A 12,706-nucleotide genomic window follows, 5' to 3' on the forward strand; every position below is an offset into this window, starting at 1 on the left:
TTGCATCCTCTGCGGCCCGGCTACAGTAGAGGCACGGCGTAAGCCGCAGGCCGCACAAAACGTCATTCCCCCGAAGCCAGAACATCGTGGAGGATGTAAATGAATAACGGAGCTGTCGCGCGACATCCGATTACTACAGGATGCTGTAAGAGCTCAACGAAAATGCAATCAATAAACAGGTGGAAGAAATCGTCCGTGAGGATAGTCTTTGGCTGGAGAAATCACATAGTACCCGTCGCAGGGTAGGTAATCTAAATAACCAGAGTCGGGACGTATTGAACCTCAGGCATATTAGATGATGATATACCAGATATCGATTCACAGGGTTATGCACCGTTTCTGTGGATAACTCTGAAATATTGCATTAACACAGGACAGATGTAGAAATACAGCCAGTTCCGAGTCCATCCTTGTGTAGCACACTGACATGGAATAGGAGAGGACTGATGGGACCACGGTCCCAGATGGCCATCAGACAGCGACAAAGCAGGGTGGGACCACGGTCCCAGATGACCATCTGACAGCGACAGAGCCGAGTGGGACCACGGTCCCAGTGACCATCTGACAACGACAGAGCAGGGTGGGACCACGGTCCCAGATGGTCATCAGACAGCGACAGAGCCGAGTGGGACCACGGTCCCAGATAACCATCAGACATCGACAAAGCTGAGTGGGACCACGGTCCCAGAGACCATCTGACAACGACAGAGCAGGGTGGGACCACGGTCCCAGATGGCTATCAGACAGCGACAGAGCTGAGTGGGACCACGGTCCCAGAGACCATCTGACAACGACAGAGCAGGGTGGGACCACGGTCCCAGATGGCTATCAGACAGCGACAGAGCCGAGTGGGACCACGGTCCCAGTGACCGCAGGAAACGTTATGCGCAGAGTAAGGGAGAAATGGTCTGGATGAATCAATCCAGACCAAACGCTTAACGGAAAAAAGAAAATATTTTAGTACAGGATGTATTACAAAAAGAAATTTGGCTGAACCGTTATTTTTCTAACTCTCTGAGAATGCTTTCAATCTTCTCAATACAATCTGCAGATATGCGTGATCTATCTAAGTTAACAACTACTTTATCACCTTTATACAAAACCGATGCCCCTGGAGCAAACTGATGCCGGGAGCTTTGCTCTCTTTTTCCTGCAGAAGACTCCTTTAGGACCTCAGTTAGCAACGATACAACCTCATCAGCTTCAAACATCGCTCCAGATTTTTTCTGGTCATGTAGGACTTCCGCCTGTTGTAACAATTGTTTTTCTTTGCCAGTAAACGATTTAAACAATAATTCGCCGGCTCGTGCGGATAGCTCCCCAGGATGATTGAAGAGGGCAACGACAGTTTTAGGTAATCGGGCTGTATTTATGCAACGAGTAATAATCTTACGAGATATATTCTCAGCATCAGATAACGATGAGATATTGCCACCGAATTCATGTTCTAGCCGATATGAATAACGCTTACCACGCTCATATGCGCTTGTTGGACGATAATCATTGCCAAGACGGGACAAGGCCGCCATCTGCTCATCATCAAGGTCACCCACCAAAACCCTGTAATCACAGGAAGTCAGTATTGCTGCCTTACGGCGGCGGCTTCCATCAGCGACTTCAATGAGGCCATCAACCCGACGTCCAAAAGCGGGATTTTGTTGACCAGTTAAAAGGAATGAGGGTATCAGATCATCAAGGGAATCCTCTGTCAGCAGCTCCTGATCTCGTTCATTCCCTGACCAAATATAGGAAGCACTTTCAACAGTGTCTCCTGATATAACCTCAAGAATAAATCTGACATCTCGCCCACAAACAGGGAGTGTAATTGAATTCCCTCTGGCCATAGCCCCGACTCGGGCAATTAAAGAATCAACTACAGGTGCGGCCGAAGTGGTTGAAGAATTCGTTTCATTCGACGTAGTTGGACTTACAATATTTTTAGGAATGACAGGTGCACGTCTCATTATTTAATCTCCCAACGAGGTTTAATTAGGCGATCAAAGATTTCATTACAGACAGGTTCCCAAATTGAAAGTGCATTTCTCCATGCTCCAGTAGAAGAACGTTGGTCAATAGCTTGTTCAAAAACAGTCCTCATCCGAATTTGTCCCTTACCTACTTCATCTGTTTCTCTGACAACATTTTTCAACACCATACTGCCCCAGGCATCTCTTATCTGTTCTTCCATCCAGGGAGATTGTGAGCCATTATTATTGCTGTATTTAGTCAGAAGAATTCTGAAATCTGGCTCAAAACCTTTTAGATCTACATTTTTAAGCAAGTCACGTAACATATCGAAGAACTGAAGGGCAGAGGTATAGTCAAATAATTCAGCCGGTGTAGGTACGATTAAAACGTCTGCTGCGCAGACGACATTAATCGTACCAATACCTAAGTTAGGCGCACTATCTATAACAATAACATCATAATCATGAGCTACTGTTTCTATAGCGAGACGAAGCATCAGGTGTGGGTCTGTAGGAAGCTTACCATCATCAAATTTCCCCATTAACTCCGTCTCAATTCGATGCAAAGCCAGGCAGGAAGGAATGATATCAAGGCCTGGCCAGCATGTCGGTTTTATGGCATAGCTGGCATCATCTTTTTCGCCAAGATAGAAGGGGAGTAAGGTATCTTCAGCATGGATATGAAGATCAGGTACCCATCCATGATACATAGAAGCTGTACCCTGGGGATCATTACCTTCTACCAACAATATACGTAAACCTTTCAGCGCAAGATCTTGTGCGAGATGGACAGAAACTGAGGTTTTATAAACCCCACCTTTATGAGCTGCAACACCAACAACTGGGGGAAAAGAATCGTCAGGGCGACGTAAACGTGTACCAAAGACATCTCGCATATGATTAATTTGCTCAATGGTATAACCAACTCGCTGCTCGACTCTGCCTCGGGTCTCCATATCAGGATGGGGGAGGCGGCTTGCTTTTTCAGCATCTCTGATAGCCTGAGATGATACACCAACTAAATCAGCAGCCTCACCGATTCTCCAGCGACGTGTGATTTTTCTGGCTTCCGGGCTGTCATCGTTAAATTGCGCGATAGCTATTGCTTTTGTCATCTCATGACCAGCGGCTATGCACTGATTAAGCGTATCCATAAGTCCCATTCAAATATCCCTCATCATAACTTTGCATTATTTTATTAAATCTTGAATTTTAATGCAAAGCAACATAAAAATCGCAAAGTTGTTCACAATTAAACCGCATAACTAAGCTTGAAATTGACATCCCCCCGACCTAAATGACGGGGATTCCTGCTGCCAGGCAGCAACGTACTGCCGCGAGAATATTCTTTGCGGCGTTAACGTCGCGGTCATGAGTGATTCCGCACTCACAACAAGTCCATTCTCTTATTCGCAGGCCTGCCCTGATAAGGCACCTGACAGCTATCAAAGCCATACCGGAATAGTCATGGCCAGATAATGTTTCCTCCTTACCACTCCAGCAAGCGATCCGCCACCAACAAACCGTCTTTGCCAACTTCTTTGCAGGCCGGACAAAACATCCAACACTCAAAAGCAAGCGGCATAAACTGGCGGCTACTTTCGCAGGGTACGTATATTGTCGATATTGTGACTCAGATTGATAGCTCTGAACGGGCCGTCAGGCAGTATTTCAGATAATCTGAGTCACCCGCCAGAAGAACTCGCGAGAAAAGGGTTAGGCTAAATATTTGGATTAAATACTCCTTTAACATTACGGGGTTTGAAATCTGAACGCTAGAATAATTACGGACAAGGGCGATATTGGAGACTATTTTTAAATGAATAAAGTGAATACAGAGATGAAAAATTCGATGACCTGCCATGATGCCAGTATTGACGATATTATTATACTAATTCCGGTATATTCTGGATAGATAGTTCCACTGACGACGGTTTAACTTACCGTTCACTGCTCCACAAGATTATTCCTCAAAAAATTTCAGTGCCCTTGTCATACAATACCAAACAGACTTCTCCTGAGAATATATATTTAAATTTAGCCATCCCTGAACTTTAAGTCACAAAGATCTGGCTGGATGAAACGTTGAATTGTTCATGACAGAAGGCTCAGATTTTTCGCCATTAAGATCACATAATCGACATGTTTCATTGACACCTTTATAACACAGTGACTACTTTATGTATCGAAAACACAAAATATGTCACGCAATGGATTGAAGGAACTGAAATGGCTTCAACAAACTGGCTGTCTGATCGCATCAAATCAAGCCGCCCCCATCAAGAACAAATATGGGCACAGGGAATAAATGATTTAACAATCGTATCCCGGACTGATGGCAGAGGAATAATCTGTAGCGCTGGTCTGGAATATATCGATTTTATGTCCTGCTCTTATCTCGGACTTGAACAGCATCCCTCTCTGGGTCAGGCTATTAAAATTTCGGTGGATAAATTTGGTGTGCAGTACGCAGCCGCAAGAACCCGGGCAAAATGCGATATTTTTGACGAGCTCGAAGCAAAACTGAATACGATATTTCTGGACTCTCATACGGTGGTTTTCAATTCCGTGGGAGCCGCTCATCTGGCAGTTCTTCCTATTCTTGGCTCCGGAGAATTACCGGGTTATGGCATCAGCCCAAAAGGCGTGCAGTGGATCGTGGATAAAACGACACACGCTTCGGTACAAATATTAAGGGGGATACTGGAACAGTTCGGACACTACAACAGGATAAACTTCTCTGACCTGGATAAATTGTATACCGAATTAGAGCTGTGTCGACAGAATGGCAAAACTCCCATACTTATATCGGACTCTCTGGGCTCAATGGGAGGCAGTAACGATGTCTATTTTCTCACGCAATTAGCGGCAGAGTATCAGGGGTATTACTATGTTGATGACGCGCATGGTACCTCAATTATCGGTAAAAATGGATGCGGATATACACTGCATCAGACGGGTGAATTCAGTGACAATCTTATCCTGCTTTCCTCACTCTCAAAAGGGTTTGGCTCTCATGGTGGGTCGGCTTCCTTCAGTCATCCCGAGTCAGCCTCTTTCATCAAAAAATATGCACTAAATTATATTTTTAGCGGCCCCCCCTCCTTACCGGGTATTGCTGCATGTGTGGCCTCAGCTGATATTCATCTTTCTGGTGAAATCACTACTCTGCAAACGAAGCTCAGGGACAATATTCACTTCTTTGACAACGCAGTGCGTAATGTCGAAGTCAGGGATAAAGTGAGCCCTATACGTACGATCCATATCGGCTGTGAGACAGAAGCCGTCAACACATCTGGACGACTCCGCCAGCAGGGTTTTCTGACCACTGCGGCCATGTATCCGACAGTCCCTAAGTCAGCCAGCATTATCCGGGTAGCCCTTTCTGCTGCGCATTCTATTGACGATCTTGAGCGATTTGCTGCATCTGTAAATACTTTAACAGGGGAAGCAACATGCTGACGGAGCTGATCACCGCCTACCGCTATTCAGCAGCCCTGCATGCGTTCGTAAAGCTCGGTATACCCGTCTGGCTGGGGCGCATGGGACCCATAAGCCTGGATGATCTTTCAGCAGCCAGTCAAGTAGAGGCTCATCGTCTGTCACGCCTGCTGGATGTGATGGCAGAGCGCAACGTCGTGCGTATTGAGAATAAACACTATGCACTGGCAGAGGAGGCCGGTGCCCTTGCGGATGCCAATAGCCTTGAAACGCTATGGGTCCTCTGCGAGCTTGGTGAGGAATACTGGAACATGTGGCCGGATTACCCCTTATCTCTGCGTTCTGCTATCCCGGTATCCGCATTTGAAACCAGACATGGCGAGCCATTTTTTTCATATCTCCTTACCCGACCAGAGCTGAAAGGTACTTTTGACAGGCTGATGGCAAAAATCACCGAGGAACTTGCCACCGAGATTGTCAGCCACATTGTCTGTGATGATCAGACAGAAGTCGTAGATGTGGGTGGGGGTAAAGGTGTACTGATGAAAAAGTTGCATCAACGTTACAACCTGAAATCCGCCACTGTGCTGGATGTATATCCTGGGAACAGCTGGAGCGAAGGCGGTATCGAGTTTGTTGACAGGGATTTCTTTACCGGCATCGTTGAAGGCAAGGACATCTATATCCTGAAAAACATTCTCCATGACTGGGATGATGCCAGCGCCTTAAACATTCTGCAAAACTGCCATCGGGCCATGACGCCTGAATCAACGCTGTTTGTTATCGAAATCATCAAGCAACCGGACAGCAATAAAGGTAGGACGCTGGACCTGCTCATGGATGCTCTCTTTCTGGGAAAAGAAAGGTTTTATACAGAATATCAGGCCCTGGCACAGGCAGGTGGCTTTGTCATCGACAGAACACTCCCCACTTCTCTGTCGCAGTCAGTCATGGTGTGGAGAAAAGAAAAATCATGAATTTATACTGGATTGTACCTAAGGAAGAATACTGTAATGTCGCGGAGATTGAGCATGCGTACGCGGAGTACACCCATGAACTCAGGAAACGTGATATAGCATTCAGTTTTATTGCACTCGAAGACTGCATTGTTTCCGCTCATCCGGACAAGGGACTGACACTGCTGTACAAGAACCAGCCGTTAGATCATTCCGCTGCGGCATTTATCATCTCCCCTGCGAACCTGAATGCCCAGGCCCGGGCCATTTCCTCAACCCTGCGCCATTTCCTCCGAATCCGAGGTGCATGCCTGCTGAACGACGGGATTGCCGGGATTGAATCACTTGAATGGGACAAAATAGGGCAGATGACCCTTGCTGAGAAAGTCGGCGCCCCCGTACTTCCCTTTAGTATGCTCGGATATCACCGGCAGGTTATTCCCGCCATTGAGCACTTTATGACTCGCTATCCAGGCGAGTATATTTTTAAACCGGCTGGTACCGGCATGGGTTTTGGCGTGATCAAGTCAGGGAGCAAGCAGCATGCGATCAGTACCGGAAACTTGATTTCAACTTCTCCGGTTGAATATTTTGTGATGCCTTTTCTGCCTGATGCTTGTGATGTTCGGTTTTTCTTTATCGCACAGAAACTGGCATTCATTAAATTTCGCAAACCCCGCGGACAAGGCTATATAGGCAATGTTGCTCTGGGAGGGGAACAGGTAATTCTGACGGAGCAGACATTCCTGGCAGACTATGGCTGTGCGCCATTATTCCCGGAAATGCTACGGTTGTCCCAGGAGATCATGGAGGTGGCGGGATGTGCGGTATTATCAGTTGACTGGCTGATGAATAACAATGGTTTTTATTTTAATGAGATGGCCACAGCTGAAACCGGCCTGACGAAACTGCCCGAAGGGATCAGGGCATTTGTATTCGATCAACTGGTAAGGATAATCCACGATAATCATGAATGTGAATAAAACGACCTGTTTCATTTATCTGACGGTATTTCTTGCAGAATTTTCATTCTTCTTTGCTCTGCCGCTATTGGGGAAGACACCAAATCTAAGTGCCTCCAGTGTTGCTGCCTGTCTCGCCGGGGCGGTACTGCTGGAGAGTCTTCTTATGCTGACTACCACCGGCTATCTTGAGCGCTTTTCCAGAAAAAAACTGATTTTCGTATCCCTGGTACTTCGGGGCATTGCGTTTCTGACGATTTATCTGACACTGTCATTACCCGGGTGGCTGCTGTTCTTCTTGATTATTGCGGTATCAAAGTCGGTTTCTAAACCTTTTTTACGGGAGGTGCTGGCTGAAACCCTGAGCGGGCCGAAGTTGAAAAAAGCGCTCAATACGTTCTCACTGTGCCAGAACTCAGCAGTCTTCGTGGCGCCAATGCTGGCCGTGGCGGCGATAAATTTTGCGTTTATAGGGGCTGTACTGCTGATATTGACCCTGTCCAGTATAGTGATGGCTCTGATGGCACTGCGACTCATTTATGCCCTCCCGGCCAGTCATAAACCGTCCACTGGCTCAGCACTGGCAGGTATGCAGGCAGGGTTTCAGGTCGTCATAGCCAGTCCCAATATACAGTACATTCTTCTCTCGTCATTCTTCTGTTTTCTCATTATGGGAGTGTTCATCACCGCCACGACACTGCTGGATAAAATCAATCCTGATCTTGGTACGTACGCCGGCGTATTTTTCTCTGTCGTAGGCGTGACTATCTGTCTGTGGCAGGGGGGGGTGGCAAAACTGATTTCCTTCAGTGACCGGTGTAGCTCACTAATTATTCTGGCTGGAGGGGTACTGTCATCAACCTATTTGCTTGGTCCCGTGTATATTGCGATTACTGCTTTGGTTGCCTACAGCATTTATGAGTCTGTGATCATTCCAGAGCTGTACTTTCAGGCAACACATATTGCATCCGGTGTCTCTGCCAGCGTGTTGTTCAGTTACATACTGATAGTGTCGAATGCCGGTGAAGCATTCGGCTCATGGCTTACCGGATTTGCGATCACACATCTTGCAGACCATGTCCCGCTGTTTACCTTTATCACAGTGCTGAGTTCCGCGATGATTTCGTTCATCTGCCTGAAAAAAAACGGCAGGAAGGAGATACCATGTCAGCCATAGTTTTCGCCACCGGTGGAACTACCGCGAATGCCAGAACCGTCGAGCATCCATGGGAAAATTATCAGTTTGTAACGTCAGCAGCAGCACAGGCATTACGCCCTCTGTTCAGGGATTTACAAGTTCATTCAGTAGCAAATTGCCTGACTGCAGGCAATCTATGGGGCGGTTTCCTTTTCGCCCATGAAATTTGCCGTCATCTGGGGGTGAAATATTATCCTTTCGCCTCGGTTGTTGAGTATGACGTCCTTTGTGAAGCCATATGTACCGGAAGCATTGACTCGATAATATGTCTGCCAAGCTTTGCAGAGCGTTTGCTGATCCCGGAACATAAATCACAACTGACCTCTGTCAGGAACATTTTTTATCTTGGGGAAATGTTCCCCGACTCACTGGTTGAAAAGATAAAAAAAATGCTTCCGGATGTGTGTATCAAACCTCTGGCGTATACGTCGCAGGAAACTGGTCCGGTGGGTTTTCAGTGCTCATACTTGAGTGGTGACCGCTACCATATTTATGATCATGTCGACATCGTATGTGCCCCGGGCAGTGGTGAGTTTACTGTAACGGTCAGATACCCCGGAGAAAACCACCTGCTGGATCATCCAATGGGAGATGTGGGTGCTCTCGAACGCAATGCCCTGTGTCCGTGTGGACATACAGGCAATATCCTGCATATTCATGGACGCATCCCAACATCGAGAAACATTCTTGGTACTTCGGTTTCAATCCACGAGTTCGCCGGGGTATTATCAGAAAGCCCCGACAATTCCATATCTGATACTGATCTGCAACTGATTGAGGTTGATTACGAAGAACAAGGCCTGGGGCTTGTTCTTATGGTATGTCAGAGAAGTCAGATCTCAGCAGATACAATTGGTGAGCGGCTTAAGTCGTCACCGTTGATCAGAGAATTAATCAACGATGCTCTGTATTTTCATGTATTCATTGCAGAGAAACGAAATTTTCTGAAATCAGAGTCCACCCATAAAATCAAACCTTTCATGAGGGTAAAGAGCCGACCTGCTGAAGAAAGCGCATCCTGCCTGATAATTAACAATTGACCCTTGGCACTCCCCTCCCTGAAGGAAGGGGATTCTTGTTTCGCGGAGCCTAACCCAGGCCGCATTAAGCAGTTCAGGATTTACAGGCTCTCCACAAGCTAACACGGCGAGTCCCGCCGATTTTATATTCCGTGTCGCGTTAACATCACGATCATAGCCTGCACCGGATTCCGGGCAGTGCCATTTCCGAATATCCGGCGGCATTTTTTTCATCGTGAAACCGCAACAGCTACAGCGTTTTGAGGACGGGTAAAACGGATCAATGGCTACCACTGAACGTCCCGCCCATTCGCCTTTGTACCGGAGCTGGCGAACCAGTTCGCTCCAGCCAGCGTCAGCTATTGCTTTAGACAGCTTCGGGTTGCGGATCATGTTTTTCACTTTCAGGGATTCGACGCAAACAACCTGGTTTTCGTTAATCAGTTTGCGGGTAGCCTTGTGCAGGGCATCCATCCGGGAACCGGCGATTTTCGCGTGGAGCCGGGCGACCTTCAGGCGGGCTTTAATACGGTTTCGTGAGCCTTTTTGTTTCCTGCTTAAACGGCGCTGCAGCAGTGCTAATCGCTTCGCCTGGTTAGGGGTGTGGCGGGGATTGCCGGTTTTGAATCCGGTACCGGTGACGAAGAAATCTTTTAAACCTGCATCAATGCCGACCGTGGAAGCGGTGATCGGCAGAGATACAGGTTCAAACTCGCAAAGGCAGGACACGAAATATCGTCCGGCGGCATCTTTGGAAACGGTGACAGCAGGCGGCACGGGCGGCAGCGTGCGTCTAATGGCACGTTGCTCTTTGCCATATACAGCGCTGCCGTCGCGGTAATTAAACACAGCATCAGTGAGCGTGGCGGCCTGTCTGTGGCACTTGCATTTGAATGCCGGGTATTTGGCACGTCCGGCGAAAAAGTTTGAGAGCCCGGCCTGCTGATGGCGCAGGGCTTGCTGTAGCGGGACGATGGAAACAGTATTGAGCCAGGCAAATTCTGGTTCTTTTTTCCGTGCTGTTAAGCGGGTGCTGGCCTGCGTATAGCCGATTTTTTCCTGCCGTTCGTAGTACACGTCAGTGCGCCAGCGAAGGGTTGAATAACAGACAAAACGCACGCCCCCGAACGTCCGGGCCAGAAGCTAAGCCTGATCGGGTGTCGGATAGAATCGATATTTACAGGCGCGTCTCACAGAGGCTTACAAACTATGCTAAAAAATGTAAGCCGTACTGACGAGGGTCAACAGCACACCTTATATCCCCGACCTGAAAGGACAGGGTTTTACGGCGCTTTCAGATAACAACCTTCGGATTAACTGAGATGTACAGCCTCTACAGATAGCACGTTGAAGATGTGAAGTAATGGATATCACTCAAATTCTAAGCAATTTCATTAGGATCTGGTTTTACCATTTTCGGATCTTCGGTAAAAAAAATCCAGATAGGTGTGACACTTCCATATGCTAAACATATGCCTTAACTATACATATGGTTCGCATCTGCATATACTCAGCATATGAGGACGATTTCAGTATTCATGGACGTCTTTTCATTCGACCCGGCGACTCCGGGCATGAGAGGTAATGATGAGAACAGTTTCTATTTTTAAAAACGGCAATAACCGCGCTATCCGTCTGCCCCGTGATCTGGATTTTGAGGGGGTGAGCGAGCTGGAGATCATCCGGGAAGGGGACAGCATCATTCTGCGTCCCGTCCGGCCGACCTGGGGCTCTTTTGCGGAACTTGAAAAGGCTGATGCAGACTTTATGACGGAGCGTGAGGACGTTGTCAGCGACGAGGGACGATTTGACCTGTGAACAAAATGTATATGCTTGATACCTGTATCTGCTCGTTCATCATGCGCGAGCAGCCGGAAGCCGTACTGAAGCGCCTGGAGCAGGCGGTGCTGCGCAACCATCGTATAGTGATCTCGGCCATCACCTACTCGGAGATGCGCTTCGGGGCTACCGGTCCGAAGGCCTCTCCCCGTCACATTGAACTGGTTGACGCGTTCTGCAGCCGCCTCGATACTATCCTGCCATGGGATCGCGCCGCGGTGGATGCAACCACAGACATTAAGGTGGCGCTGCGACTAGCCGGCACGCCGATTGGCCCGAATGACACAGCGATCGCCGGGCACGCCATTGCGGCTGGCGCCGTACTGGTGACGAATAATACAAGAGAGTTTGCGCGGGTACCGGGACTGATGCTGGAAGACTGGATGAAATAGGCTAGTAAAAGTAGCTTAATGAACCCGCTAATTTTCCTTCAGGAAATGTGATCACCATCAACTTGAAATTCCATTTTAAAACCCTATTTAAATAATGGGTAACTTCACCCACTATCCGGTATGGAAAGGAAAGAAAAATGGCTTTAAGCGATCACGAATATGTGAATTTCTCAGAAGATTACGAGCTTAATTACCACCTTCAAAAAGTGAGTAAACAGCAGTCGATTGCCAATCGTTCAACCTTGTGCACCATGGGTACAGAGCTAAAAAGCATACTGAGGGTGACTTATGTTACTCACGCTCAGTTCCATGCTTATATTCTGAAGAACCTGCATCGTCTGAGTTAGACACACGCAGCTTTTTGGCTGTTTTTTCTTCTGTTCCCGACCGCCCAGTGAATCAGACATAACAGCCGTATAAACAGATATGACAGGGAGCAGTGGTGTAACTGTCCCTGGGAGACAATAAAAAATGGTTGATTTCTACATCTCAGCTGTCCGTATGGATAGTACAGGGCAACATATTGAATGGGTAAAGACCCATAAGATAACCAGTAACAGCACCTTCAACTCAGAGGGTTCAATAAACTCAAGAAAATTTGTTGGTGAGTTGATTAGCACTGGTAAAGTCAGTTTTAAAACGCTTGTAAAGAATCGATCCACGGGAGCATGGTCGACCGGTGCCACAGTGGAAGTTATGGCGGATGGCTACATTACAACGGACCCGAACAAAACCAAACGCGATAACCTGGGCAACTTACCAACATTCTGATATCTTATGCACAGCAACAAAATGTAGAAGCCGCCAACTTATGCGGCTTTTTTTGTACCCACTGGTCACGCGGATTGAACATAACATCCGTTGTCGGTACAGCTAAAACGGTTGACGGCGTTTCCGGGGTCTCACGGGCGAAAGTCGTCGCAGTGAAACCG

At 47.6% G+C, this 12,706-nt stretch carries 12 protein-coding genes and 1 pseudogene; 9 read left to right on the plus strand and 4 right to left on the minus strand.

Annotated features, from left to right (window positions below; genetic code table 11):
* Positions 1-998: 998 nt before the first annotated feature.
* The 3 genes from OGY09_RS07685 to OGY09_RS07695 all read right to left on the minus strand — a co-directional run bounded on the left by OGY09_RS07685 (position 999) and on the right by OGY09_RS07695 (position 3,422).
* Complete coding sequence (locus tag OGY09_RS07685) at positions 999-1,964, minus strand: ParB/RepB/Spo0J family plasmid partition protein (RefSeq protein WP_286590262.1); 966 nt, start codon at positions 1,962-1,964, stop codon at positions 999-1,001.
* Positions 1,964-3,130, minus strand: coding sequence for a plasmid-partitioning protein SopA (sopA, locus tag OGY09_RS07690; protein ID WP_286590264.1), 1,167 nt, complete (start codon positions 3,128-3,130; stop codon positions 1,964-1,966). The genes OGY09_RS07685 and sopA overlap by 1 nt, the downstream gene beginning before the upstream one ends.
* A gap of 130 nt (positions 3,131-3,260) precedes the next feature.
* Complete coding sequence (locus tag OGY09_RS07695; RefSeq protein ID WP_286590266.1) at positions 3,261-3,422, minus strand: zinc ribbon domain-containing protein; 162 nt, start codon at positions 3,420-3,422, stop codon at positions 3,261-3,263.
* A gap of 774 nt (positions 3,423-4,196) precedes the next feature.
* On the opposite strand from OGY09_RS07695, the gene OGY09_RS07700 reads away from it, so the two are divergent.
* Genes OGY09_RS07700 through OGY09_RS07720 form a run of 5 tightly spaced genes read left to right on the plus strand, consistent with a single transcriptional unit; the run spans position 4,197 to position 9,564 of the window.
* Complete coding sequence (locus OGY09_RS07700; RefSeq protein WP_286590268.1) at positions 4,197-5,429, plus strand: aminotransferase class I/II-fold pyridoxal phosphate-dependent enzyme; 1,233 nt, start codon at positions 4,197-4,199, stop codon at positions 5,427-5,429.
* Complete coding sequence (locus OGY09_RS07705) at positions 5,423-6,385, plus strand: methyltransferase (RefSeq protein WP_286590269.1); 963 nt, start codon at positions 5,423-5,425, stop codon at positions 6,383-6,385. Before OGY09_RS07700 ends, OGY09_RS07705 begins: the two co-directional genes overlap by 7 nt.
* A complete protein-coding gene (locus OGY09_RS07710) occupies positions 6,382-7,347 on the plus strand; it encodes an ATP-grasp domain-containing protein (RefSeq protein WP_286590270.1) in 966 nt (321 codons plus the stop codon). The genes OGY09_RS07705 and OGY09_RS07710 overlap by 4 nt, the downstream gene beginning before the upstream one ends.
* The gene (locus OGY09_RS07715; RefSeq protein ID WP_286590271.1) at positions 7,334-8,503 is read left to right on the plus strand and encodes an MFS transporter; all 1,170 of its coding nucleotides are present in this window, start codon (positions 7,334-7,336) and stop codon (positions 8,501-8,503) included. Before OGY09_RS07710 ends, OGY09_RS07715 begins: the two co-directional genes overlap by 14 nt.
* A complete protein-coding gene (locus OGY09_RS07720) occupies positions 8,491-9,564 on the plus strand; it encodes a phenylacetate--CoA ligase family protein (protein WP_286590272.1) in 1,074 nt (357 codons plus the stop codon). The genes OGY09_RS07715 and OGY09_RS07720 overlap by 13 nt, the downstream gene beginning before the upstream one ends.
* Positions 9,565-9,621: 57 nt before the next feature.
* Here OGY09_RS07720 and OGY09_RS07725 read toward each other — a convergent pair.
* Positions 9,622-10,737 (minus strand): annotated as a pseudogene (locus OGY09_RS07725) (RNA-guided endonuclease InsQ/TnpB family protein); the annotation flags it as partial.
* 393 nt (positions 10,738-11,130) lie between these two features.
* On the opposite strand from OGY09_RS07725, the gene vapB reads away from it, so the two are divergent.
* The 4 genes from vapB to OGY09_RS07745 all read left to right on the plus strand — a co-directional run bounded on the left by vapB (position 11,131) and on the right by OGY09_RS07745 (position 12,545).
* Positions 11,131-11,361 carry a type II toxin-antitoxin system VapB family antitoxin gene (gene vapB / locus OGY09_RS07730; protein WP_286590303.1) on the plus strand — a complete coding sequence of 77 codons (231 nt, stop codon included), beginning with the start codon at positions 11,131-11,133 and terminating at the stop codon, positions 11,359-11,361.
* Positions 11,358-11,774 carry a type II toxin-antitoxin system VapC family toxin gene (locus OGY09_RS07735; RefSeq protein WP_286590273.1) on the plus strand — a complete coding sequence of 139 codons (417 nt, stop codon included), beginning with the start codon at positions 11,358-11,360 and terminating at the stop codon, positions 11,772-11,774. The genes vapB and OGY09_RS07735 overlap by 4 nt, the downstream gene beginning before the upstream one ends.
* A 137-nt stretch (positions 11,775-11,911) precedes the next feature.
* Entirely contained in the window at positions 11,912-12,121 is a 210-nt protein-coding gene (locus OGY09_RS07740) for a hypothetical protein (protein WP_286590274.1), read from the plus strand.
* A gap of 124 nt (positions 12,122-12,245) precedes the next feature.
* Positions 12,246-12,545: a DUF3892 domain-containing protein gene (locus tag OGY09_RS07745; protein WP_286590275.1), complete on the plus strand. Its 300-nt coding sequence runs from the start codon at positions 12,246-12,248 to the stop codon at positions 12,543-12,545.
* Positions 12,546-12,706 lie beyond the last annotated feature (161 nt).

The sequence above is a fragment of the Citrobacter sp. Cpo071 genome, from assembly GCF_030332765.1.
GTDB classification, from domain to species: Bacteria; Pseudomonadota; Gammaproteobacteria; order Enterobacterales; family Enterobacteriaceae; genus Citrobacter; species Citrobacter portucalensis.

Bases quoted from the DNA above. Each gene is read 5' to 3' on its own strand.
- OGY09_RS07685 (WP_286590262.1), bottom strand. From the start codon at position 1,964: ATGAGACGTGCACCTGTCATTCCTAAAAATATTGTAAGTCCAACTACG.
- sopA (WP_286590264.1), bottom strand. From the start codon at position 3,130: ATGGGACTTATGGATACGCTTAATCAGTGCATAGCCGCTGGTCATGAG.
- OGY09_RS07695 (WP_286590266.1), bottom strand. From the start codon at position 3,422: ATGGCTTTGATAGCTGTCAGGTGCCTTATCAGGGCAGGCCTGCGAATA.
- OGY09_RS07700 (WP_286590268.1), top strand. From the start codon at position 4,197: ATGGCTTCAACAAACTGGCTGTCTGATCGCATCAAATCAAGCCGCCCC.
- OGY09_RS07705 (WP_286590269.1), top strand. From the start codon at position 5,423: ATGCTGACGGAGCTGATCACCGCCTACCGCTATTCAGCAGCCCTGCAT.
- OGY09_RS07710 (WP_286590270.1), top strand. From the start codon at position 6,382: ATGAATTTATACTGGATTGTACCTAAGGAAGAATACTGTAATGTCGCG.
- OGY09_RS07715 (WP_286590271.1), top strand. From the start codon at position 7,334: ATGAATGTGAATAAAACGACCTGTTTCATTTATCTGACGGTATTTCTT.
- OGY09_RS07720 (WP_286590272.1), top strand. From the start codon at position 8,491: ATGTCAGCCATAGTTTTCGCCACCGGTGGAACTACCGCGAATGCCAGA.
- vapB (WP_286590303.1), top strand. From the start codon at position 11,131: ATGAGAACAGTTTCTATTTTTAAAAACGGCAATAACCGCGCTATCCGT.
- OGY09_RS07740 (WP_286590274.1), top strand. From the start codon at position 11,912: ATGGCTTTAAGCGATCACGAATATGTGAATTTCTCAGAAGATTACGAG.
- OGY09_RS07745 (WP_286590275.1), top strand. From the start codon at position 12,246: ATGGTTGATTTCTACATCTCAGCTGTCCGTATGGATAGTACAGGGCAA.